Source organism: Tessaracoccus bendigoensis DSM 12906 (genome assembly GCF_900141915.1).
Classification (GTDB): domain Bacteria; phylum Actinomycetota; class Actinomycetes; order Propionibacteriales; family Propionibacteriaceae; genus Arachnia; species Arachnia bendigoensis.
Genome location: NZ_FQZG01000034.1, coordinates 12,034 through 31,859, shown reverse-complemented (window position 1 = coordinate 31,859; position 19,826 = coordinate 12,034). Strand labels below are relative to the sequence as shown.

The window sequence follows — 19,826 nt, the reverse complement described above, 5'->3', positions numbered from 1 at the left end:
GATCAGACGCGACGACGCTTGGGCGGGCGGGTGCCATTGTGGGGCACGGGGGTGACATCCGAGATGGCACCGACCTCGAGGCCCACGGCGCCGAGCGAACGGATCGCGGTCTCACGGCCGGAACCGGGACCCTTGACGAACACGTCGACACGTTTCATGCCGTGCTCCATCGCGCGGCGACCGGCGGCCTCGGCGGCCATCTGCGCGGCGAACGGGGTCGACTTGCGGGAGCCCTTGAAACCGACGGTGCCGGCAGAGGCCCACGCGATCACCGCACCCGTGGGATCGGTGATCGAGATGATCGTGTTGTTGAACGTGCTCTTGATGTGCGCCTGTCCGGCGAGCACATTCTTCTTCTCCTTGCGGCGCACCTTGGTCTTGGCGGCCGCCTTGCGGCTTGCAGTAGCCATAAAGTCTTTCTCCTTGAGTCCTTAAGAGGCGCTCACCCGAGGGTCAGCGTGCCTTCTTCTTGCCAGCGACGGCCTTCTTCTTGCCCTTGCGGGTGCGCGCATTCGTCCGGGTGCGCTGACCACGGACCGGTAGGCCACTGCGGTGGCGACGGCCCTGGTAGTTGCCGATCTCGACCTTGCGGCGGATGTCGGCGGCAACGGAGCGTCGGAGGTCGCCCTCGATCTCATAGTTGCCCTCGATGAAATCGCGCAGCGCGACGAGTTGGTCGTCGGTGAGCTGGTGGACTCGCAGATCGCCGCTCACTCCGGTGGCGGCGAGGGTCTCGGCGGCACGGGTCTTACCGATGCCGAAAATGTAGGTGAGTGCGACCTCAAGGCGCTTTTCGCGCGGGAGGTCAACACCAACGAGGCGTGCCATCAGGCGGTACCTTTCCAAATCAATCGGTCCTGGTTCGTTCGAACCCGGTCACGGACCGCGAAGGTGTGTGGCGCGACGCGTCCCCGTTGCCTGTGACACCACTCTGCGGGTGTCGACGGGGCCTTGGCCTTCGTCCAAGGGTGGAACTCCCGGAGGGAGCCTTGCGTTCACGTTGCTTCAGTTGTTGTCGGCGGGGTGGGGACCAACCCTTTCCGCAATGATCTGCCTGGCCCGCGTGGACCGGTCAGGGGATCAGCCCTGGCGCTGCTTGTGACGCGGGTTCTCGCAGATCACCATCACACGACCGTGCCGGCGGATGACCTTGCACTTGTCGCAGATCGTCTTGACGCTCGGCTGAACCTTCATTCGAGCAACCTTTCAATCGGCGACTGGGAGACACCTTGAGGAGCCCCAATCGGATGGTGAGTGGCCACATTTCCCAGGCACGCAGAGACGTTCCCGGGCATAGACGACCGACGAGTCAGTCTAGGCCACACCGGGCCTCTTCCCAAATCCTGGACATACGAAAGCGCGCCCCTCCCCTGGATGGGGTGGGCGCGCCCAGATCTGACAGGCAGGGTCTACTTGTGCCGGTAGACGATGCGGCCACGGGTCAGGTCGTAGGGCGACAGCTCCACGACGACGCGGTCTGCCGGCAGGATGCGGATGTAGTGCTGGCGCATCTTGCCGCTGATGGTGGTGAGGACCTTGTGGCCATTGGCCAACTCGACCCGGAACATCGCGTTGGGCAGCGCCTCAACCACGGTGCCCTCAAGCTCGAGTGCTCCTTCTTTCTTCGCCATGTACTCTCAATCTTGTTTGTCCGGCGCCCCTGACGGGCACCGAATGATACTCCAACAGTGCAGTTTACGCTTGAGTGCGGCCGCAACCAAATGACCGCCACCGGATGGCCCCACTCTCCGCCCGGGTAGCGGCAGATGCTGCATCGCCTGCTCCGTCCAGTCGGAGGGCAACCCTACGGGTCGGCAGATTCAGAACAGCAGGACCGCGATCAGTACAGCCAACACCGCGATGAGAACCACACCCACCACAGCGACGGCGAACGCCATAGGGGCCACGTTGCGCGCTTCGCCGACCCTCCCGGCCGGCAGATTGCCTTGATCCACGATGGCGGGGGTGTTGTCTGCAGCGGCGGGCAGCTTCTCGATGACGGGGACCAGGTCGCCAAGGGTTCGAGCGGCGTACACGATGTCCATTGCCGCGGAGTAGTCGTCGTGGACGATCCTGCCGTCGCCGTAGGCGTCGTTGAGGCGCTGCGTGAGAGAGTCGCGTTCGAGGTCATCGACGAGATCACCGGCACGCTGGAGGTACTTCGAGCTTGGTGGCAGGGCCATGCGCCCAATCATAGGCGCGCGGCGAGGTCGCCTCAGTCCGCGAGCGGGGCAAACAGGTCGCCGAGCCCCGAGGCCCCACCGTCGGGCTCGGTCAGCACCCAGGCCCCACCGGAGGTCACAGCCACGGTGTTCTCCCAGTGCGATCCGCGTGCCCCGTCGCGACTCACGACGGTCCACTCATCGTCGAGTTCCAAGGTCTGATGCGTGCCGAGCGTCAGCATCGGCTCGATCGCGATGGCCATTCCGGGGCGCAGCCGGGGAGTCGGCCTGGGTCGGTACCAGTTCGGCACGTCCGGCGCCATGTGCATCTCGGTACCGATCCCGTGACCGGTGTACTCCCGAAGCGTGCCGTAGCGCCTCGGCAGGCCCTTCACGTATCCCTCGATGGCCTTGGACACATCTGAGACCCGGTTGCCTTCGACGGCCGCCCGGGCACCTGACCAGAACGCGCCGCGCGTGGCGTCTACGAGCGCCTCGTCGAGCGGGTCGGCCGGGCCGACGATGACGGTGCGGGCCGCATCTCCGTGCCAACCCTGGACGATGGCGCCGAAGTCGATCGAGACGACGTCGCCGTCCACCAGCCGACGCTCGCCGGGGATGCCGTGGACCAACTCCTCGTTCACCGAGATGCAGGCAACGGCAGGGAACGGGGCACCGTACTCAGCGCCATACCCAAGGAAGGATGACCTGGCGCCGGCCCGCGCGAGCACCTCACGCCCGATGGCGTCGAGGTCACCGGTGGTGGCACCCTTCACAGCGGCCGCGCACATCGCACGCAACCCTTCGGCCACGACGAGACCTGCCCTGCGCATGAGCCTCAGCTCGTCGACGGACTTGACCTCGATGGCCACCACTCTCAGGCCTCGACGCGGGCGTCGACGAGTTCGAACATCCGCTGCCGAACCTCCTCGACCGTCCCGGTCCCCTCAACCTCTACCAGGAGCCTCTTGTTCTCGTAGTGGAACAGGAGCGGGGCCGTCTGGCCCGCGTAGACCTCCATGCGGCGTCGGATGGTGTCTTCGTTGTCGTCGGCGCGTCCCTCGATCTCAGCACGGGCCAAGAGCCGCTGCACCAGTGCCTCGGGCTCGACCAGCAGCGAGACTACGGCGTCGAGTTGCTCCCCCCGACCGGACAGGTAGGTGTCAAGGAAGTGCACCTGGTGCATGGTGCGGGGGAAACCGTCGAGCAGGAAACCGGCGTCACAGTCGGGTTCGGCCAGCCGGGCGGCGACGATCTCCTCGGTGACATCATCGGGAACGTACTCCCCAGCATCAATGATCGCCTTCACCTTGACGCCGAGCGGTGTCTTGTTCGCGATGTTGTACCGGAAGATGTCGCCGGTGGAGATGGCGGGTACGCCGTAACGTTCAGCCAGGGCGGTCGCCTGGGTGCCTTTCCCGGCCCCCGGCGCTCCCATGATCAGAAGCTTCACTTCAGGAAACCCTCGCAGTTGCGCTGCTGGAGCTGGCTCTCGATCTTCTTCACGGTATCAAGACCGACGCCGACGATGATCAGGATCGAGGTGCCGCCGAACGGGAAGTTCTGCTGCGCTCCGACCGCCATGAACGCGATAGTCGGGATCAGAGCGATGACGGCCAGGTACAGCGAGCCGGGGGCGGTGAGGCGCGACAAGACGTAGGCGAGATATCTCTCGGTCGGCTTGCCTGCCCGGATGCCCGGGATGAATCCGCCGTACTTCTTCATGTTGTCGGAAACTTCTTCGGGGTTGAAGGTGATCGACACGTAGAAGTAGCAGAAGGCGATGATGAGGACGAACTGCAGAAGGCTGTAGGTCCACGAGTACATGCCCGTGCCGGAGAAGTTGGCGTTGATCCATTCCGAGATGGCGCCTTCGGGGCGGAAGGTCGCATACAGAACCGGCAGGTACATGATCGACGAGGCGAAGATGACCGGGATGACGCCCGATTGGTTTACCTTCAGCGGGATATAGGTGGTGGACCCGCCCACGAGGCGGCGTCCGACCATGCGCTTGGCGTACTGCACCGGGATGCGGCGCTGCCCCTGCTCAACCCAGATGATGCCGAGCATGACAAGTAGGCCGAGGCCGAGCACCACGAAGAACAGCACCCAACCGGTGATTCCCTGGTGGCCCTGCTTGATGGACCACATGCCTGCGGGGAAGCTGGCGGCGATCTGCGTGAAGATCATGATCGACATGCCGTTTCCGACGCCGCGGTCGGTGATCAGCTCGCCCATCCACATGATCACGACGGTGCCTGCGGTCATGATCAGGATCATCACGATCAGCGCGAACAGTTCGTCGGAGTAGAGCACCCCGTCACAGCCGGGCAGCAGTTGGCCGGTCCGCGCCATCGTGACGTATGCGGAGGCGTTGAGGACGGCGAGCACGAGGGTCAGGTAACGCGTGTATTCGGTGATCTTCGCCTGCCCGGAGGCGCCTTCCTTCTTCAGCGCTTCCAACCGCGGGATCACCACGGTGAGCAACTGCAGAATGATCGAGCTGGTGATGTAGGGCATGATGCCCAACGCGAAGATCGTCAGCTGCAGGAGCGCCCCACCCGAGAACAGGTTGACGATGTTGTAGATGCCGGCCCGGTCGCCGGTGGTGGCCGCGGCCAGACACTGATCGATGCGGGCCATGTTCACGTTCGGGGTCGGAATGGTGGAACCGAGACGGAACAGGACGAGAATGCCCAGCGTGAAGAGGAGCTTCTTGCGAAGGTCCGGCGTCTTCAACGCGTTTGCAAGTGCGGAGAGCATCCAGATCTACTTTCAACTGACAACGGGGTAACGACGCACCCTGGGGCACGACAACCCTCGCAGCCTATCAAGGCCTGCCGCCCCACCAAAACTCCCCTTCCATCTTCGTTGCACACCTGAGACGCATTGAAGGGCGGTCCCGGCGAACCGGGACCGCCCTTCAGCGGTGAATCTGGAAGTCTCAGACCTCGGTGGCGGAACCGCCAGCGGCCTCCAGCTTGGCCTTCGCCGAACCGGAGAACGCGTTGGCGCTCACCTTGAGGGCGACCGAGACGTCGCCGCTGCCGAGCACCTTGACGAGCGAGCCGTCACGCACGGCGCCGGCCTCGACCAGGTCCGCGACGGTGACGTCGCCACCGTTGGGGAACAGTTCGGCAAGGCGACCGACGTTGACGACCTGGAACTCGACCCGGAACGGGTTCTTGAAGCCCTTGAGCTTCGGCAGGCGCATGTGCAGCGGCATCTGGCCGCCCTCGAAGTTCTGAGGAACGTTCTTGCGCGCACCGGTGCCCTTGGTGCCACGACCGGCGGTCTTACCCTTCGAGCCTTCACCACGGCCGACACGAGTCTTCTCGGTCTTGGCGCCGGGTGCAGGACGCAGATGATGGAGCTTGAGCGACATGGTCACTTCACCTCTTCCACGGTAACGAGGTGGGCGACCGTGCGGAGCATGCCACGCACCTCGGGTTGATCCTCACGCGTCACGGAGTCACCGATCCGCTTGAGGCCCAGGGTGCGCAGGGTTTCGCGCTGGTACTGCTTCCCGCCCACCCCGGACTTTGACTGGGTGATCTTGAGGTCTGCCATTACTTGGCCGCCCCTTCCTTTGCGGCGCGAAGCAGTGCGGCCGGGGCCACGTCTTCGACCGGGAGCCCGCGACGCTGGGCGACGGCCTCCGGGGTCTCGAGCTGCTTGAGCGCATCGACGGTCGCGTGCACCACGTTGATCGCGTTCGACGAACCGAGCGACTTGGAGAGCACATCGTGCACCCCGGCGCACTCGAGCACGGCGCGGGCCGAGCCACCGGCGATCACACCGGTACCGGGCGAGGCGGGACGCAGCAGCACGACGCCACCGGCCTTCTCACCCTGCACGGGGTGCGGGATGGTGCGCTGGATCAGCGGAACGCGGAAGAAGTGCTTCTTGGCCTCTTCAACACCCTTGGCGATCGCGGCCGGCACCTCCTTGGCCTTTCCGTAGCCGACACCGACCATGCCCTCACCGTCGCCGACGACGACCAGCGCCGTGAAGCTGAAGCGGCGACCGCCCTGAACGACCTTCGCCACGCGGTTGATGGTCACCACGCGCTCGAGGTACTTGCTTTCTTCCTTCTGAGCCTGGCCACGACGATCGTCACGGCCACGACGCTCACCCGCGCCTGAACGGCGCTGTTGGGTTTCACTCATCGTAAAAACCTTTCCTGTCGTGGTGTTAGAAGCCGAGCCCGGCCTCGCGGGCGGCGTCGGCCAGAGCGGCGATCCGTCCGTGGTACTTGTTGCCCGCGCGGTCGAAAACGACGTTCTCGACACCCGCGGCCTTGGCGCGTTCGGCGATAAGGGATCCGACCTTGCGGGCCTTGTCCGACTTATCGCCCTCAACTGCGCGCAGATCGGCCTCCATGGTGGAGGCGGATGCGAGGGTACGGCCGACGGTGTCGTCGATCACCTGGACAAAGAGGTGACGCGACGAACGGGTGACCACCAGGCGTGGGCGTTCGGGCGAACCGTTGATCTTCTTGCGCGCGCGCAACTGACGGCGCGCACGGGAAGCGGACTTGGGAGCAAGCGACTTGTCGTGCCTGATCGAGATGGCCATTACTTACCAGCCTTTCCGGCCTTGCGGCGGACCTGCTCGCCCGCGTAGCGGACGCCCTTGCCCTTGTAGGGCTCGGGCTTGCGAATCTTGCGGATGTTGGCCGCCGTCTCGCCGACGAGCTGCTTGTCGATGCCCTTGACCGTGAGACGGGTGGGGGTCTCGACGATGAACTCGATGCCCTGCGGGGCGTCCACGATCACGGGGTGCGAGAAGCCGAGCGCGAACTCGAGCTGCTTGGGTCCCTTGGAGATCACGCGGTAACCGACGCCGACGATTTCGAGCTTCTTCTCGTAACCCTCGGTGACGCCGATCATCATGTTGTTGACCAGGGTGCGGGTCAGGCCGTGCAACGAACGCGATTCGCGCTCGTCGTCGGGGCGCGAAACCTGCAGCTGGCCGTCCTCACCCTTGGCGATGGTGATGGGTGCTGCGACGGTGAACGTCAGAGCGCCCTTGGGGCCCTTGACGTCGACCTGTTGACCGTCGAGCTTGACGTCCACACCGGACGGAACGGCGATGGGGAGCCTGCCAATTCGTGACATTATGTTTTCCTCCTTACCTTCGCCGGATCACCAGACGTAGGCGAGTACTTCGCCGCCGACGGACTTGGACTTGGCGTCGCGGTCGGTCAGAAGACCCTGCGACGTCGAGATGATCGCGATGCCCAGACCTCCGAGCACCTTGGGGAGCTCTGTCGACTTCGCGTACACGCGGAGCCCCGGCTTGCTGATGCGACGGATCCCGACGATCGAACGTTCGCGGGACTCGCCGTACTTCAGCGTCACGGTCAGGACCTTGCCGACCTGGCCTTCGACTTCGGCCTGTTCGAAGTCGGCGATGTAGCCGTTCTTCTTGAGGATCTGGGCGATGCCCACCTTGATCTTCGAGCTTGGCATGGACGTGGAATCCAGGTACGCCTGGTTGGCGTTGCGCACACGCGTAAGCATGTCTGCAATCGGATCAGTCATCGTCATGACTAGTTGCCTCTTATCTACACCGGTTTCCGGATCCCCGGACCTGGTGTCGGTTGAATGAATGTGGGGTTCGGGTCACCAGGACGACTTGGTGATGCCGGGAAGTTCCCCGGCATGCGCCATTTCGCGAAGGCAGATGCGGCAGAGGCCGAACTTGCGGTAGACCGAGTGTGGTCGGCCGCACTTCTGGCAACGGGTGTAGGCGCGCACACCGAACTTCGGCTTGCGGGACTGCTTGACCTTGAGTGCTGTCTTAGCCATTACGGATCAGCTCACTTCTTCTTCTTGGCGTAGTAAGCGGGGCCGCGCTTGGCCTTCTGCTTCTTCGGATCGTCGACGGCCTTGAACGGGAATCCGAGGTGCTTGAGCAGCGCCCGGCCCTGTGCGTCGTCGTCGGCGGAGGTGACGAACGTGATGTCCATGCCACGCACGCGGTCGATCTTGTCCTGGTCGATCTCCAGGAACATGACCTGCTCGTTGAGACCGAACGTGTAGTTGCCCTTGCCGTCGAACTGGTTCGCATTGAGGCCGCGGAAGTCGCGGATGCGGGGCAGCGCGAGCGTCAGGAGACGGTCGGCGAACTCCCACATCCGATCGCCACGCAGCGTGACGTGGCAGCCGATGGGCTGGCCCTCACGGAGCTTGAACTGGGCGATCGACTTGCGGGCCTTCGTCACGGCCGGCTTCTGGCCGGTGATGGCGGTGAGGTCCTTGATTGCACCGTCGATGATCTTCGAGTCGCGGGCTGCCTCACCGACACCCATGTTCACGACGATCTTGACGAGACCGGGGATCTGCATGACGTTGTCGAAGTGGAACTCATCCTGCAGTGCAGGGACGATGGTCTCACGGTACTTGGCCTTGAGACGGGGCATCGTGGCGGTCGAGGTCTCAGTCATCAGATCTCCTCACCGGTCTTGCGGGCGATCCGGACGGAACGCTGCGCCTTGTACTCGGAACCGTCGGGACGACGCTTGGTCACATCGACGCGCTTGAAGCCGACCCGGGTGGGGACTTCCTTACCGTCGACCTTGACCACGAGCTGCACGTTTGACACGTGGATCGGGGCCTCGACGGTGATGATGCCGCCTTCGACCCGCCGACCGGTGGAGGTCTGCGATTCGCGACGGTGCTTCTTGACCAGGTTCACGCCCTGGACCGTGACACTCTGGGCCTCGGCGTTGACGGCGATGACCTCGCCGGTCACGCCCTTGTCGCCACCTGCGATGACCTTGACGCGGTCACCCTTCTTGATGTTCAGACCTGCCATGATCAGATCACCTCCGGTGCGAGCGAGACGATGCGCATGAACTTCTTCTCGCGCAGTTCGCGGGCGACGGGGCCGAAGATGCGGGTACCGCGGGGCTCCCCGTCGCTCTTGAGGATGACGGCCGCGTTCTCGTCGAACTTGATGTAGGAACCGTCCGGGCGACGGCGTTCCTTCCTGGTGCGGACGACGACGGCCTTGACCACGTCGCCCTTCTTCACGTTGCCGCCGGGGATCGCGTCCTTGACGGTGGCGACAATCGTGTCGCCGAGGTAGGCATAGCGGCGCTTGGAGCCACCGAGAACACGGATGCAGAGGATTTCCTTCGCACCAGTGTTGTCGGCGACCTTCAGCCGCGACTCCTGCTGGATCATTACTTCTCCTTGCTCCACCGGTTCCGGATGAGGCCTTGTGGAACTAGAAACGAACCCCCTGGATTCTGCCAGGAGGCAACCCCCAGCTCGAGGGAGAGGGGGCCACGGACGTTGGATGGGAAAGGTCCCCCCGGAGGGGCACAGACCCAAGACAACTTTGGCAGTCTATCCCATTGCACCGAGTCGCCGGAAATCGCCGCCACCGCGACGCAGGACGTCCCGGCCACCTCCGTCGAAGCCGGTGTGGCTTGGGCGCGTCCCGGCTGGGGCGTTGAGCACTATCCGGGGTTCGTTGCTCAAAACCACGCCCACCTACGGCGTGTCGCCGATCGAGTCCGGGATAGTGCTCAACCCTGGTCCGCCGCCGGTGGGGCTGAGCCGGGGGTCGTCCGGGCGGCGCGATGAGCACTAACCCGGGTTCGCTGGCACCTTTAACGTGCAAACCCGCACTTTCCGGGATCGAACCCTGAATAGTGCTCAACGCTGGCCCGGGCAGAGGATCAATCGGCGTCGAGACGGGCGCAAGATGGGCAAGTGAGACGGCGACATGGCGGCGCGAGCTACCCATGGGGACCCCCACCGGCGTCCAAGGCTGGGCAGAGGGGGCCACCTCACCCGGGTACGGGGTAGAGACCTAACCCAGCGGAGGGGATTGCGCAGTACCGCCACCGCGCCCCGGTCATGCCGTGAAGGCCGACAGGCACCCGCGCAGGCATGACAGGCGACCGGCAGACGACCTCGAAGCTACTCGCTGCGCAGCGCCTCGACAGGGTCCTTCCTCGACGCGGCCGATGACGGGATCAGGCCCGCGAGCGCCGTCAGCGCCATGCTGATCAGCACGAGGATCCCGGCGGCCTGCCAAGGCAACCGGGCGATGTTCGGCACGTCGAAGTTGGCGTAGACGATCGCATTGGCCGGGATCGTCAGCAGGAACGTGATGATGACGCCGAGCGCCCCGGCCACGAACCCGACGATCAGGGTCTCGGCGTTGAACACACGGCGGATGTCCTTCTTGCTTGCGCCGATCGAACGCAGGATGCCGATCTCCTTCTTCCGCTCAAGCACCGAGATGTAGGTGATCACGCCGATCATGATCGAGCTCACCACCAGCGAGATCGCCACGAACGCGATCAACACGTAGCTGATCATGTTGATGATGTCCGTCACGGAACTCATCAGGGCGCCGACGAGATCGGTATAGGTGATCACGCGCCCCTCCTGCCCCTCGGCTCGCATGGAATCGTTGTAGCCGTCGAGGATGCCGGTCACCTCGGCCTTCGACTCGAAGTCGATCGGGTAGATGTCGATCCGGGACGGATTGTCGAAATCAGCCCACCCGAGCGTGCGGAGGTTACCCTCATAGCTCGCGGACTGCGTCGATGCCATCGAAACCAGGAGCTGGGTCAGCTCATCCTTGCTGCGCTCCATCTTGAAGGCGGCCAGGAAGGCGTCCTGATCGATCCCCATGGCGTCCGACATGTTGTCGGCGAGTTGACCCATGGACGATTCGAGGGCCGAGGAGATCTGCGTGGTGAGCGCCGACGTCAACTGGCCGGACACCTCACCCATGTAAGCCGTCATCACCTGCTGCAGGTAGTCGCCGAGAACCCCCTGCAGCTGCGTCTCGAGCGACGACGTGTCCAGGTAGCCCACCACCTCGCCAGCCAGCGCCTGCCCCGCGGGTGAGGCGAGGAAGGCGGGAAAGCTGGCTGCGGCGTCGGTCGGATCGAGCCCATTCTCGACGGCGAACGCGAGGTAGCCCGAAACCAGCCGCTCCACGAGCCCGGCATCGGCTCCAGGCAGCGGGGCGATCTCCCCGAGGAGCGCCGATCCCTCAGCAGAGGCGAAGAAGGCGGGCAGGTTGGTCGCGACATCGGTCGGGTCGAGCCCGCCAGCCACCGCGAACGACACATAGCCTTCGACCAGCTTCGTTACGGATGCACCGTCGATCCCGGCCTCATCGAGTGCGGCGGCCGCCTCCGGGGTCTCCAGGAAGGCCGGCAGGTTCGAGGCGACGTCGGCAGGGTCGAGCCCACCGGCCGCGGCGAAGGCGAAATAGCCCTCGACCAGCTTCGTCGCCGCCTCGGTGAGATCGTCGGCGTCGACGTCGGGGGCTTGGGCATCGGGCGTCGGAGCACCGTCCGGGATCTTGATTAGACTGGACAGGTCCAAGCCTGCGAGGATCTGGTCGAGGTCGAGAGCGGGCAGCTTCGACGGGTCGAGTTCCAGGTCGCTCAGGCCTAGATCGGCGCCGGAGAGGCCCGACTCCAGACCCGACAGGTCGAGGTTCAGCTTCGACTCGTCGAACGTGAACGCCTTCGCGATCGCATCCTCATCGATGGTGAACAGCGAAGCGAAGTCGAACTCCGAGTCGTCTGGTTCCTCCCCGAACCCCCTCCCGGTGAACACGTTGACGGCGGGGTCCGCCAGTTGCTGCTGCACGATCGGGGAGGCATCGGCCTGAGCCACGATGTGCTCGGTAAGTGCCCTCGTGTAGTAGATGCCGGGCGACAACCGGGCTGAGTCCTCGGTCGGCTTGACGATCCCGGCGACGCGCAGGTCGGCGCCCCCGTCCACGACCTTCTTCAGGTAGGCCGCGTCTCCGCTGCGATCCGTCCAGACGCCGAACTCGTCGTCGTGTGTGTAGAGCTCCGATTCATCCACCAGCTTGAAGCTGGCACCCATCAGGTCGTCGTAGCTCAGGCTCAGAGGATCCGTCGGGCTCTCGACATCCTCCTCGTTCCTGACCTGCTCGACCATCGAGTCAAGCTCGGCAGGGTCACGCAGGCCCATCGCGTAGAGGGCCAGGTCGCTGACGCCGCCGCTCGGCGTGAGGACAAGAAGCGTCTCGTCATAGGAAGTCGGCCAGTGACCAGCCATCACGTCGAAATGGGATTCGACCAGGGAGAGATCCGGCATGAGTTCCCGGAACACGCCTGCACTCATCGACGAGGAGACCAGGCTGGAGGCGGATGCAGACGAGCCGAACCCGAGTGCACTGAACGTCGAGTCGGGATTGACCTTGCGCACCTTCTCGGAGGTGTCGGCCGCATAGATCTGAGGGGTGACGTCGTAGGCATATTGGATCGAGTTCACATGAGCGTCGATCCCGCTCTCCCCGCTCTCCAGGAACGCCTTCAACGACTCGAGGTCGTTGGTTCCGACGCTGGAGAACATCTTCCCCATGACCTGCACCTCGTGTACGTCACCTTCCACCGCGCCATTCCCACTCGCCTCTTCCATGAGTCCGGCCGACGCGCTGAGCATGGCGGTCATGTCCATACCTTGGCGCTGGATGGTCAGGGGGTAGAGCGAGAGGGTGTCCTCCTCAACGTTCTTGATGTAGGCGTTGACGCCGTTGGCCAACGCGAGGATGGCCGCGATGCCGATGATGCCGATGCTGCCCGCGAAGGACGTCATCAGGGTGCGGCCCTTCTTGGTCATGAGGTTGTTGAAGGACAGCGCGATCGCGGTGAGGAAGCTCATGCTCGTGTGTCGCGCGGCGGCCCCTGTCGCCACCGGTGATGCGACCGGGACGAACGGGTCGGTGTCCTCGGAGATCACCCCGTCGCGCAGGGAGACGATGCGCGTGGCGTACTGCTCGGCCAGCTCGGGGTTGTGGGTGACCATGATGACCAGCCGGTCGCTGGCGATGCTGGTCAGCAGGGCCATGATCTGGACGCTGGTCGCGGAGTCGAGCGCCCCAGTCGGTTCGTCGGCCAGCAGGATCTCGGGGTCGTTGACCAGCGCGCGGGCGATCGCGACCCGCTGCATCTGCCCACCGGAGAGCTGATTTGGGCGTTTGTGTACGTGGTCGCTGAGGCCGACCTCATCGAGGGCCTCGAGCGCGCGGCGCTTCCGTTCCGCAGGCGAAACACCTGCCAGCGTCAGGGCCAGTTCCACGTTGGCGAGCACCGACTGGTGCGGGATCAGGTTGTAGCTCTGGAAGACGAACCCGATCCGGTTGTTTCGGTAGGTATCCCAGTCGCGGTCCTTGTAGCGGGATGTCTCCACCCCGTCGATGATCAGGTTGCCCGAGTCGTAGTGATCAAGGCCGCCCACAACATTTAGAAGGGTCGTCTTCCCGGAGCCGGAAGGGCCGAGGATCGCCACGAACTCGTTGTCGCGGAAGGCGATCGAAACGTCATCGAGCGCGACCTGCGTGAAATCGCCGGTCGTGTACGACTTGCGGACATCCCGCAGTTCTAGCATCTACCTTCTCCCCCAGCCCGTCATCTGGCGCTCGCCCAGGCACCACCATGTTAGGTGGCACCAAAAACCTGCCACCCCGGGATCCCCGATACCGCTGCCGCGGCTCACGCGATTCCCGACCGGCGCCAGCCCAACTGGGCCCGGCCCGTGGCAGAGTGGGTGCCATGCAGTTCCTAACCCGCCTCATCGTCACGGCACTCGCCACGGCCGCAGCCGTCTGGCTGGTCCCCGGAATCCACCTCACGGGCGGCGACATGTCAGACAACGTGATCACCCTGTTACTGGTCGCCTTGATCTTCGGCGCGGTCAACGCCGTCATCAAGCCCATCGTCAAGGTCGTCGGCACCTGTCTGATCATCCTGACGCTCGGTGTCTTCCTGCTCGTCATCAACGCCCTGATGCTGATGCTCACCTCATGGGTCTCGACGCAGTTCGGCCTGGGCTTCCACGTCGACGGCTTCTGGCCAGCCTTCTGGGGGGCCGTGATCATCTCGATCGTCGGGGCTCTGCTTGGGGGCCTGCTGGGTTCGGGCAGCCAGCAGGGCTGAGCCGGGGGCAGATCCCGCCGCGCTTGTGAGCAGGCAAAATGGCCCGCCCCTCGACGTGAGGGACGGGCCATTTCGAGTTTTGGCTACTTGGCGCGCTCGATGATCTCGACCAGACGCCAACGCTTCTGCGCCGACAGCGGGCGGGTCTCCATGACGCGAACACGGTCACCGATGCCGGCTTCGTTGTTCTCGTCGTGGGCCTTGAGCCGCTCCGACTTGGTCATGACCTTGCCGTAGAGCGGGTGCTTGACCCGGTCCTCGACCAGGACGACGATCGTCTTGTCCATCTTGTCGGACACGACGATTCCCTGAAGCACTTTGCGACGATTGCGCTCTTCGGTGGTGATTTCTTCAGTCATTTCAGTTCTCCTCAACGGCAGGCTCGTCCACGATGCCCAGGTTGCGTTCCTGCAGCACGGTGTAGATGCGGGCGATGTCCTTGCGGACGCCGTTCAGGCGGGCGCTGGACTCCAGCTGACCGGTGGCGGCCTGGAAGCGCAGCCCGAAGGCTTCTTCCTTCAGCTCGACGATCTTGGCGTTGAGCTGATCGCGCGAAAGACCACGCAGATCGTGGGCCTTGAGAGCTTTGCTCATCAGATGTCACCTGCTTCGCGCTTGATGAAGCGTGCCTTGAACGGCAGCTTGTGGATGGCCAGGCGCATGGCCTCACGGGCCACTTCCTCCGACACACCGGAGAGTTCGAACAGCACACGGCCGGGCTTGATGTTGGCAACCCACCATTCGGGTGAACCCTTACCGGAGCCCATTCGGGTTTCGGCGGGCTTCTTGGTGATGGGACGGTCCGGGTACACGTTGATCCAGACCTTACCGCCACGCTTAATGTGACGGGTCATGGCGATACGGGCCGCCTCGATCTGACGGTTGGTCAGGTAGGACGACTCGAGCGCCTGGATGCCGTAGTCGCCGAAGGCCAGCTTGGTGCCGCCCTTGGCCGCACCGTCCCGGTGAGGGTGGTGCTGCTTACGGAACTTGACTCGACGAGGAATCAGCATGACTTATGCTCCTGCGTTCTCAGTTGCGGGCGCAGCAGGCGCATCAGCCTGGGCTGCGTCGGCGCGGCGGCGACCGCCACGCTCGGGACGATCCCCACGGCCCTCGCCGCGGGCCGGGCGACGACCCGGACGCTGACGTCCCGCGGGTGCGGCGTTGCGGGCGGCCTTCTGCGCGGCGCGCTCTGCCCTGGTGCCTGCGACGTCACCCTTGTAGATCCAGACCTTCACGCCGATGCGACCGAACGTCGTGCGGGCCTCGTAGAAGCCGTAGTCGATGTCGGCGCGCAGGGTGTGCAGTGGAACCTGACCGTCGCGGTATCCCTCGGAGCGCGACATCTCGGCGCCGCCGAGACGGCCGGAGCACTTGATGCGGATACCCTTGGCACCCGCACGCATCGCGGTCTGCTGGGCCTTGCGCATGGCGCGACGGAACGCGACACGGGCGCCGAGCTGCTCGGCGATCCCCTGGGCGACCAGCTGGGCATCGATCTCAGGGTTCTTGACCTCAAGGATGTTCAGCTGAACCTGCTTGCCGGTGAGCTTCTCCAGCTCCGCGCGGACCCGCTCGGCCTCGGCGCCGTTGCGGCCGATGACGATGCCGGGACGGGCGGCATGGAGGAAGATGGTCACGCGCTCGGAACGGCGCTCGATCTCGATGGAGGAGATGCCTGCGCGCTCCAGCGTCTTGGTCAGGTAGTCACGGATCTTGACGTCCTCACCGACGAACTCCGAGTACTGCTTGTCGCTGTACCAACGCGAGATGTGATCGGTGGTGATGCCGAGACGGAAGCCTACCGGGTTGATTTTCTGGCCCATTATCAGGCTCCCTTCGTCTCGCGGGGTTCGACGACCACGGTGATGTGCGAGCCACGCTTGAGGATGCGGCTGGCCGATCCCTTGGCCCGCGGGCGGATACGACGGAGGGTGACCCCCTCGTCGACGAATGCCTTGGAGATGTACAGGTCATCCGAGCGCAGGCCCTCAGAGGACTCTGCGTTCGCCACGGCCGAAGCCACGACCTTGTACACCGGCTCGGAAGCCGCCTGCGGGGCGAACTTCAGTGCGACCAGGGCCTCGGGGACGTCCATGCCGCGAACCAGATCGATGACGCGACGAACCTTGGTGGGGCTCATACGGACGTGACGCGCGATGGCGTACGAGCCGTCACGGTCCCCAAGGAGGGCTTCGCGACGACGGCTGTTGCCGTTCTCGTTGCTCATAGTTGAATCAGTTCCTTATCTCGCGCCTCAGCGGCGACGGGCCTTCTTGTCGTCCTTCACGTGCCCCTTGAAGGTGCGCGTGGGAGCGAACTCGCCCAGCTTGTGACCGATCATGGACTCGGTGACGAACACCGGGACGTGCTTGCGACCGTCGTGCACCGCGATGGTGTGCCCCAGCATGTCGGGGATGATCATCGAGCGGCGCGACCAGGTACGGATGACGTTCTTGGTGCCCTTTTCGTTCTGGACTTCCACCTTCTTCAGGAGGTGGTCGTCAACGAAGGGGCCCTTCTTAAGGCTGCGTGGCATTTTTCTCAGGCTCCCTATCAGCGCTTCTTGCCGGTCTTGCGACGACGGACGATCAGGCGGTTGCTCGCCTTGTTCTTGTCGCGGGTGCGGCCCTCAGGCTTACCCCACGGGGACACGGGATGACGGCCACCGGACGTGCGGCCCTCGCCACCACCGTGCGGGTGGTCGACGGGGTTCATCACGACACCGCGGACGGTCGGGCGGATGCCCTTCCAGCGGTTGCGGCCGGCCTTGCCCCAGTTGATGTTCGACTGTTCGGCATTGCCGACCGTGCCGATCGAGGCGCGGCAGCGCACGTCGACCATGCGCATTTCGCCGGAAGGCATACGCAGCGTGGCGTACTTGCCTTCACGGGCGACCAGTTGGATGGCTGCACCGGCCGAGCGGCCGAGCTTTGCACCACCGCCGGGGCGCAGCTCCACGGCATGCACCGTGGTGCCGACGGGGATCTGACGCAGTTCGAGGTTGTTGCCCGGCTTGATGTCGGAGCCCTCTCCCGCCGAGACGACGGTTCCCTGGGTCAGCCCGTTCGGGGCGATGATGTAGCGCTTCTCGCCATCGGCGTAGTGCAGCAGTGCGATGCGCGCGGTCCGGTTGGGGTCGTACTCGATGTGAGCGACCTTTGCCGGAACGCCGTCCTTGTCGTAGCGCTTGAAATCTACGATGCGGTAGGCCTGCTTGTGGCCACCACCGATGTGACGGGTGGTGATGCGGCCGGTGTTGTTACGGCCACCGGTCTTGGTCTTCGGCGCGAGGAGCGACTTCTCCGGAGTGGAGCGCGTGATCTCGACGAAGTCGGACACGCTTGAGCCGCGACGGCCCGGCGTTGTCGGCTTGTACTTACGGATACCCATGAGTCAAAAATCCTTCTTCTTGTGAGTACTCCGGTCAGCCGACCGGGCCCCCGAAGATGTCGATGCTCTGTCCCTCAGCGAGGGTGATGATCGCACGCTTGGTGTCGACCTTCTTGCCGTACCCGTAACGGGTGCGGCGACGCTTGCCCTGCCGGTTGAGGGTGTTCACCGACTCCACCTTGACGTCGAAGATCTGCTCGATGGCGATCTTGATCTCGGTCTTGTTGGCGTCGGGAGCGACGACGAAGGTGTACTTGCCGTCGTCGAGCAGGTTGTAGCTCTTCTCGCTCACCACGGGACGCAGGATGACGTCGCGGTGATCCCGGATCTTCAGCGCGTTCATCACTTGCCCTTCTCCTTGTTCGTGTCGTCGGCGACCTCAGCCTCAACCGCAGCGGCCTCCGACTCGGTGGCGACGGCCTTGGCCGACCGACCGGTCGCGGGCCCGGCGACGAACGCCGCCAGCGCCGCGGAGGTGAAGATGACCTTGTCGTTGACCAGCACGTCGTACGTGTTGAGCTGGTCGACAGCCAGGGCGTGAACCGTCGGAACATTGCGCAGGCTGAGCCAGGCGACGTCCTCGAAGCGGTCGAGCACGACGAGCACCTTGCTGATGTCGCCGGCGATCCTGGTCAGGGACTCGATGGCCCCCTTGGTCGACGGCTTCTCACCGGCGACGATCTCGGAGACCACGAACACCTGCCCGTCACGGGCACGGTCCGAGAGAGCCCCACGGAGCGCCGCGGCGATCATCTTCTTCGGGGTGCGCTGGCCGTAGTCACGCGGGGTCGGGCCGTGCACGACGCCACCGCCGGTCCAGATCGGCGAACGACGCGAGCCGTGACGCGCGCGTCCGGTGCCCTTCTGGCGCCAAGGCTTGATGCCACCGCCACGGACCTCGGCGCGGGTCTTGGTGTCGTGCGTGCCCTGGCGGGCGGCCGCCAGCTGGGCCACGACGACCTGGTGGATCAGGGGGATGTTGGTCTGCGTGTCGAACAGTTCGCCCGGCAGGTCGGCCTCTCCGGCCTTCTTGCCCGCGGCGTCGATCACGTCAACTGTCAGATCGCTCATGCTGCGGCACCCTTCTTAGCTGCGCTGCGGACGACGACGAGGGACCCGTTGTTGCCGGGGATGGCGCCGCGGACAAGCAGCAGGCCACGCTCAGCGTCAACCGCGTGAATCTTCAGGTTCTGGACGGTGACCTTGTCATTGCCCATGCGACCCGCCATGCGAAGGCCCTTGAAGACCCTGCCGGGGGTGGCGCAGCCACCGATGGAGCCGGGCGAGCGGTGCTTGCGGTGCACACCGTGCGAAGCGCGGAGGCCCTTGAAGCCGTGGCGCTTCATGACGCCTGCGGTGCCCTTGCCCTTGGAGGTGCCGGTCACGTCGACGAACTCGCCGTCGGCGAAGACCTCGGCGGTCAGCTCCTGTCCCAGTTCGAACTCGGACGCATCTGCGGTCCGGAGTTCCACCAGGTGCTTACGGGGGGTGACGTCGGCCTTGGCGAAGTGCCCGGCCTCCGGCTTGGTGACCTTCTTGGCCTTGACCGCGCCGAAGCCGAGTTGCACGGCGTTGTAGCCGTCGGTCTCGGGGGTGCGGACCTGCGTCACGACACAGGGACCGGCCTGGATGACCGTCACCGGGACGACCATGTTGTTCTCGTCCCACAACTGGGTCATGCCGAGCTTGGTGCCCAGGATGCCCTTCACGATTCGTTCACTCATTTCAGCAGACCTCACGGAAGCTTGATCTCGATGTCAACACCGGCAGGCAGGTCGAGACGCATCAGCGAATCGACTGTCTTCGGCGTCGGATCGAGAATGTCGATCAGACGCTTGTGCGTGCGCATCTCGAAGTGCTCACGGCTGTCCTTGTACTTGTGGGGCGAACGGATAACGCAGAACACGTTCTTCTCCGTCGGCAGCGGCACCGGGCCGGCCACCTTCGCACCCGTGCGAGTCACGGTGTCGACGATCTTGCGCGCCGAGCTGTCGATGACCTCATGGTCATACGCCCGCAGCCTGATGCGGATCTTTTGTCCAGCCACAGTCGTTCCTTCTTCTCGTCCCTTTGGAAATTTCAAGTTCCTTCGGGGTAAAACCCCTTGTCACCCCCACCCCCGTACTCGGGAGTGTCGCATCATCGAACTCGACCGAGCGCGACCTTCCAAGACGTACCCGGAGGTGCCGAAAGCTCAGATCCGGCCTGATTCGCGAGCTGTTCCGGGCGCCGGAGCACTCAGACCCCTCGCGGAGCAACCCCCCTATCTTGGCACGTCTGGGCGGCTGAGCCAAATCCGGGCTATCACCAACTCC

General features: G+C 64.5%; 31 protein-coding genes. 1 reads left to right on the top strand and 30 read right to left on the bottom strand.

All coding sequences use genetic code 11. The features are described 5' to 3' along the window. Nucleotides 1–2: 2 nt before the first annotated feature. The 19 genes from rpsK to BUC15_RS10210 all read right to left on the bottom strand — a co-directional run bounded on the left by rpsK (nt 3) and on the right by BUC15_RS10210 (nt 13,567). A complete protein-coding gene (gene rpsK, locus BUC15_RS10300) occupies nt 3–410 on the bottom strand; it encodes a 30S ribosomal protein S11 (RefSeq protein WP_073187879.1) in 408 nt (135 codons plus the stop codon). 43 nt (nt 411–453) lie between these two features. Next, entirely contained in the window at nt 454–828 is a 375-nt protein-coding gene (gene rpsM / locus BUC15_RS10295; protein WP_073187877.1) for a 30S ribosomal protein S13, read from the bottom strand. 252 nt (nt 829–1,080) lie between these two features. Next, on the bottom strand, nt 1,081–1,194 hold the full coding sequence (gene rpmJ, locus BUC15_RS10290) for a 50S ribosomal protein L36 (protein ID WP_073187875.1): 114 nt from the start codon (nt 1,192–1,194) through the stop codon (nt 1,081–1,083). Nucleotides 1,195–1,409: 215 nt separating this feature from the next. Beyond that, nucleotides 1,410–1,631 carry a translation initiation factor IF-1 gene (gene infA / locus BUC15_RS10285; protein WP_068749455.1) on the bottom strand — a complete coding sequence of 74 codons (222 nt, stop codon included), beginning with the start codon at nt 1,629–1,631 and terminating at the stop codon, nt 1,410–1,412. 189 nt (nt 1,632–1,820) lie between these two features. Further along, on the bottom strand, nt 1,821–2,183 hold the full coding sequence (locus BUC15_RS10280; RefSeq protein ID WP_073187873.1) for a DUF1707 SHOCT-like domain-containing protein: 363 nt from the start codon (nt 2,181–2,183) through the stop codon (nt 1,821–1,823). 32 nt (nt 2,184–2,215) lie between these two features. Further along, complete coding sequence (map, locus tag BUC15_RS10275; protein ID WP_073187906.1) at nt 2,216–3,034, bottom strand: type I methionyl aminopeptidase; 819 nt, start codon at nt 3,032–3,034, stop codon at nt 2,216–2,218. A 5-nt stretch (nt 3,035–3,039) separates the two neighbouring features. Further along, complete coding sequence (locus BUC15_RS10270) at nt 3,040–3,615, bottom strand: adenylate kinase (RefSeq protein ID WP_073187871.1); 576 nt, start codon at nt 3,613–3,615, stop codon at nt 3,040–3,042. Continuing rightward, complete coding sequence (secY, locus tag BUC15_RS10265) at nt 3,612–4,925, bottom strand: preprotein translocase subunit SecY (RefSeq protein WP_073187869.1); 1,314 nt, start codon at nt 4,923–4,925, stop codon at nt 3,612–3,614. The genes BUC15_RS10270 and secY overlap by 4 nt, the downstream gene beginning before the upstream one ends. Nucleotides 4,926–5,106: 181 nt before the next feature. Then, nucleotides 5,107–5,547 carry a 50S ribosomal protein L15 gene (rplO, locus tag BUC15_RS10260; RefSeq protein ID WP_073187867.1) on the bottom strand — a complete coding sequence of 147 codons (441 nt, stop codon included), beginning with the start codon at nt 5,545–5,547 and terminating at the stop codon, nt 5,107–5,109. Between the two features lie 2 nt (nt 5,548–5,549). Beyond that, nucleotides 5,550–5,732 (bottom strand): 50S ribosomal protein L30, encoded by a 183-nt coding sequence (gene rpmD, locus BUC15_RS10255; RefSeq protein ID WP_073187865.1) that lies wholly within the window; start codon nt 5,730–5,732, stop codon nt 5,550–5,552. Beyond that, nucleotides 5,732–6,331, bottom strand: coding sequence for a 30S ribosomal protein S5 (rpsE, locus tag BUC15_RS10250; RefSeq protein ID WP_073187863.1), 600 nt, complete (start codon nt 6,329–6,331; stop codon nt 5,732–5,734). Before rpsE ends, rpmD begins: the two co-directional genes overlap by 1 nt. 25 nt (nt 6,332–6,356) lie before the next feature. Continuing rightward, on the bottom strand, nt 6,357–6,740 hold the full coding sequence (gene rplR, locus BUC15_RS10245; RefSeq protein ID WP_073187860.1) for a 50S ribosomal protein L18: 384 nt from the start codon (nt 6,738–6,740) through the stop codon (nt 6,357–6,359). Beyond that, a complete protein-coding gene (gene rplF, locus BUC15_RS10240; RefSeq protein ID WP_073187858.1) occupies nt 6,740–7,282 on the bottom strand; it encodes a 50S ribosomal protein L6 in 543 nt (180 codons plus the stop codon). Before rplF ends, rplR begins: the two co-directional genes overlap by 1 nt. 27 nt (nt 7,283–7,309) lie before the next feature. Further along, complete coding sequence (rpsH, locus tag BUC15_RS10235) at nt 7,310–7,714, bottom strand: 30S ribosomal protein S8 (RefSeq protein WP_073187856.1); 405 nt, start codon at nt 7,712–7,714, stop codon at nt 7,310–7,312. 75 nt (nt 7,715–7,789) lie between these two features. After that, on the bottom strand, nt 7,790–7,975 hold the full coding sequence (locus BUC15_RS10230; RefSeq protein ID WP_073187854.1) for a type Z 30S ribosomal protein S14: 186 nt from the start codon (nt 7,973–7,975) through the stop codon (nt 7,790–7,792). 11 nt (nt 7,976–7,986) lie between these two features. Beyond that, the gene (gene rplE / locus BUC15_RS10225; protein ID WP_073187851.1) at nt 7,987–8,613 is read right to left on the bottom strand and encodes a 50S ribosomal protein L5; all 627 of its coding nucleotides are present in this window, start codon (nt 8,611–8,613) and stop codon (nt 7,987–7,989) included. Then, nucleotides 8,613–8,984 (bottom strand): 50S ribosomal protein L24, encoded by a 372-nt coding sequence (gene rplX / locus BUC15_RS10220; protein ID WP_073187849.1) that lies wholly within the window; start codon nt 8,982–8,984, stop codon nt 8,613–8,615. The genes rplE and rplX overlap by 1 nt, the downstream gene beginning before the upstream one ends. A 2-nt stretch (nt 8,985–8,986) precedes the next feature. Further along, the gene (gene rplN, locus BUC15_RS10215; protein ID WP_073187847.1) at nt 8,987–9,355 is read right to left on the bottom strand and encodes a 50S ribosomal protein L14; all 369 of its coding nucleotides are present in this window, start codon (nt 9,353–9,355) and stop codon (nt 8,987–8,989) included. Between the two features lie 744 nt (nt 9,356–10,099). Then, the gene (locus BUC15_RS10210) at nt 10,100–13,567 is read right to left on the bottom strand and encodes an ABC transporter ATP-binding protein/permease (RefSeq protein WP_073187845.1); all 3,468 of its coding nucleotides are present in this window, start codon (nt 13,565–13,567) and stop codon (nt 10,100–10,102) included. A 164-nt stretch (nt 13,568–13,731) separates the two neighbouring features. Here BUC15_RS10210 and BUC15_RS10205 point away from each other — a divergent pair, with 164 nt between their 5' ends. After that, nucleotides 13,732–14,115: a phage holin family protein gene (locus BUC15_RS10205; protein WP_073187843.1), complete on the top strand. Its 384-nt coding sequence runs from the start codon at nt 13,732–13,734 to the stop codon at nt 14,113–14,115. Between the two features lie 83 nt (nt 14,116–14,198). On the opposite strand, the gene rpsQ is transcribed toward BUC15_RS10205, so the two are convergent. The 11 genes from rpsQ to rpsJ are packed head-to-tail and all read right to left on the bottom strand — an operon-like array spanning nt 14,199 to nt 19,558. Continuing rightward, nucleotides 14,199–14,474: a 30S ribosomal protein S17 gene (gene rpsQ, locus BUC15_RS10200; protein WP_073187840.1), complete on the bottom strand. Its 276-nt coding sequence runs from the start codon at nt 14,472–14,474 to the stop codon at nt 14,199–14,201. A gap of 1 nt (nt 14,475) precedes the next feature. After that, nucleotides 14,476–14,709 (bottom strand): 50S ribosomal protein L29, encoded by a 234-nt coding sequence (gene rpmC / locus BUC15_RS10195; protein ID WP_073187838.1) that lies wholly within the window; start codon nt 14,707–14,709, stop codon nt 14,476–14,478. Beyond that, nucleotides 14,709–15,128 carry a 50S ribosomal protein L16 gene (rplP, locus tag BUC15_RS10190; protein WP_073187836.1) on the bottom strand — a complete coding sequence of 140 codons (420 nt, stop codon included), beginning with the start codon at nt 15,126–15,128 and terminating at the stop codon, nt 14,709–14,711. Before rplP ends, rpmC begins: the two co-directional genes overlap by 1 nt. A gap of 3 nt (nt 15,129–15,131) precedes the next feature. Next, nucleotides 15,132–15,944: a 30S ribosomal protein S3 gene (gene rpsC / locus BUC15_RS10185; RefSeq protein ID WP_073187834.1), complete on the bottom strand. Its 813-nt coding sequence runs from the start codon at nt 15,942–15,944 to the stop codon at nt 15,132–15,134. A 2-nt stretch (nt 15,945–15,946) separates the two neighbouring features. Continuing rightward, on the bottom strand, nt 15,947–16,348 hold the full coding sequence (gene rplV, locus BUC15_RS10180; RefSeq protein ID WP_073187831.1) for a 50S ribosomal protein L22: 402 nt from the start codon (nt 16,346–16,348) through the stop codon (nt 15,947–15,949). A gap of 27 nt (nt 16,349–16,375) precedes the next feature. Beyond that, the gene (gene rpsS, locus BUC15_RS10175) at nt 16,376–16,657 is read right to left on the bottom strand and encodes a 30S ribosomal protein S19 (RefSeq protein ID WP_073187829.1); all 282 of its coding nucleotides are present in this window, start codon (nt 16,655–16,657) and stop codon (nt 16,376–16,378) included. Nucleotides 16,658–16,674: 17 nt separating this feature from the next. Next, nucleotides 16,675–17,511, bottom strand: coding sequence for a 50S ribosomal protein L2 (gene rplB, locus BUC15_RS10170; RefSeq protein ID WP_073187827.1), 837 nt, complete (start codon nt 17,509–17,511; stop codon nt 16,675–16,677). Nucleotides 17,512–17,545: 34 nt separating this feature from the next. Further along, nucleotides 17,546–17,854: a 50S ribosomal protein L23 gene (gene rplW, locus BUC15_RS10165; RefSeq protein WP_073187824.1), complete on the bottom strand. Its 309-nt coding sequence runs from the start codon at nt 17,852–17,854 to the stop codon at nt 17,546–17,548. After that, nucleotides 17,854–18,582, bottom strand: a complete 729-nt coding sequence (rplD, locus tag BUC15_RS10160) for a 50S ribosomal protein L4 (protein WP_073187822.1) — start codon at nt 18,580–18,582, stop codon at nt 17,854–17,856. Before rplD ends, rplW begins: the two co-directional genes overlap by 1 nt. Then, nucleotides 18,579–19,235, bottom strand: a complete 657-nt coding sequence (rplC, locus tag BUC15_RS10155) for a 50S ribosomal protein L3 (protein ID WP_073187820.1) — start codon at nt 19,233–19,235, stop codon at nt 18,579–18,581. Before rplC ends, rplD begins: the two co-directional genes overlap by 4 nt. Nucleotides 19,236–19,246: 11 nt before the next feature. After that, nucleotides 19,247–19,558, bottom strand: a complete 312-nt coding sequence (gene rpsJ / locus BUC15_RS10150; protein WP_015071250.1) for a 30S ribosomal protein S10 — start codon at nt 19,556–19,558, stop codon at nt 19,247–19,249. Nucleotides 19,559–19,826: the final 268 nt, after the last annotated feature.

Coding starts and splice junctions, on each gene's coding strand:
- rplE (WP_073187851.1), bottom strand. CDS start 8,613: ATGACTGAGACCTCGACCGCCACGATGCCCCGTCTCAAGGCCAAGTAC.
- rplC (WP_073187820.1), bottom strand. CDS start 19,235: ATGAGTGAACGAATCGTGAAGGGCATCCTGGGCACCAAGCTCGGCATG.
- rpmC (WP_073187838.1), bottom strand. CDS start 14,709: ATGAGCAAAGCTCTCAAGGCCCACGATCTGCGTGGTCTTTCGCGCGAT.
- secY (WP_073187869.1), bottom strand. CDS start 4,925: ATGCTCTCCGCACTTGCAAACGCGTTGAAGACGCCGGACCTTCGCAAG.
- BUC15_RS10230 (WP_073187854.1), bottom strand. CDS start 7,975: ATGGCTAAGACAGCACTCAAGGTCAAGCAGTCCCGCAAGCCGAAGTTC.
- rplV (WP_073187831.1), bottom strand. CDS start 16,348: ATGAGCAACGAGAACGGCAACAGCCGTCGTCGCGAAGCCCTCCTTGGG.
- rplX (WP_073187849.1), bottom strand. CDS start 8,984: ATGGCAGGTCTGAACATCAAGAAGGGTGACCGCGTCAAGGTCATCGCA.
- BUC15_RS10210 (WP_073187845.1), bottom strand. CDS start 13,567: ATGCTAGAACTGCGGGATGTCCGCAAGTCGTACACGACCGGCGATTTC.
- BUC15_RS10280 (WP_073187873.1), bottom strand. CDS start 2,183: ATGGCCCTGCCACCAAGCTCGAAGTACCTCCAGCGTGCCGGTGATCTC.
- BUC15_RS10205 (WP_073187843.1), top strand. CDS start 13,732: ATGCAGTTCCTAACCCGCCTCATCGTCACGGCACTCGCCACGGCCGCA.
- rpsK (WP_073187879.1), bottom strand. CDS start 410: ATGGCTACTGCAAGCCGCAAGGCGGCCGCCAAGACCAAGGTGCGCCGC.
- rpsE (WP_073187863.1), bottom strand. CDS start 6,331: ATGAGTGAAACCCAACAGCGCCGTTCAGGCGCGGGTGAGCGTCGTGGC.
- infA (WP_068749455.1), bottom strand. CDS start 1,631: ATGGCGAAGAAAGAAGGAGCACTCGAGCTTGAGGGCACCGTGGTTGAG.
- rplF (WP_073187858.1), bottom strand. CDS start 7,282: ATGTCACGAATTGGCAGGCTCCCCATCGCCGTTCCGTCCGGTGTGGAC.
- rplN (WP_073187847.1), bottom strand. CDS start 9,355: ATGATCCAGCAGGAGTCGCGGCTGAAGGTCGCCGACAACACTGGTGCG.
- rpsM (WP_073187877.1), bottom strand. CDS start 828: ATGGCACGCCTCGTTGGTGTTGACCTCCCGCGCGAAAAGCGCCTTGAG.
- rpsQ (WP_073187840.1), bottom strand. CDS start 14,474: ATGACTGAAGAAATCACCACCGAAGAGCGCAATCGTCGCAAAGTGCTT.
- rpmJ (WP_073187875.1), bottom strand. CDS start 1,194: ATGAAGGTTCAGCCGAGCGTCAAGACGATCTGCGACAAGTGCAAGGTC.
- rplO (WP_073187867.1), bottom strand. CDS start 5,547: ATGTCGCTCAAGCTCCATCATCTGCGTCCTGCACCCGGCGCCAAGACC.
- rpsS (WP_073187829.1), bottom strand. CDS start 16,657: ATGCCACGCAGCCTTAAGAAGGGCCCCTTCGTTGACGACCACCTCCTG.
- rplR (WP_073187860.1), bottom strand. CDS start 6,740: ATGGCCATCTCGATCAGGCACGACAAGTCGCTTGCTCCCAAGTCCGCT.
- rplP (WP_073187836.1), bottom strand. CDS start 15,128: ATGCTGATTCCTCGTCGAGTCAAGTTCCGTAAGCAGCACCACCCTCAC.
- rplW (WP_073187824.1), bottom strand. CDS start 17,854: ATGAACGCGCTGAAGATCCGGGATCACCGCGACGTCATCCTGCGTCCC.
- rpsH (WP_073187856.1), bottom strand. CDS start 7,714: ATGACGATGACTGATCCGATTGCAGACATGCTTACGCGTGTGCGCAAC.
- rplD (WP_073187822.1), bottom strand. CDS start 18,582: ATGAGCGATCTGACAGTTGACGTGATCGACGCCGCGGGCAAGAAGGCC.
- rpmD (WP_073187865.1), bottom strand. CDS start 5,732: ATGGCAGACCTCAAGATCACCCAGTCAAAGTCCGGGGTGGGCGGGAAG.
- rpsC (WP_073187834.1), bottom strand. CDS start 15,944: ATGGGCCAGAAAATCAACCCGGTAGGCTTCCGTCTCGGCATCACCACC.
- rplB (WP_073187827.1), bottom strand. CDS start 17,511: ATGGGTATCCGTAAGTACAAGCCGACAACGCCGGGCCGTCGCGGCTCA.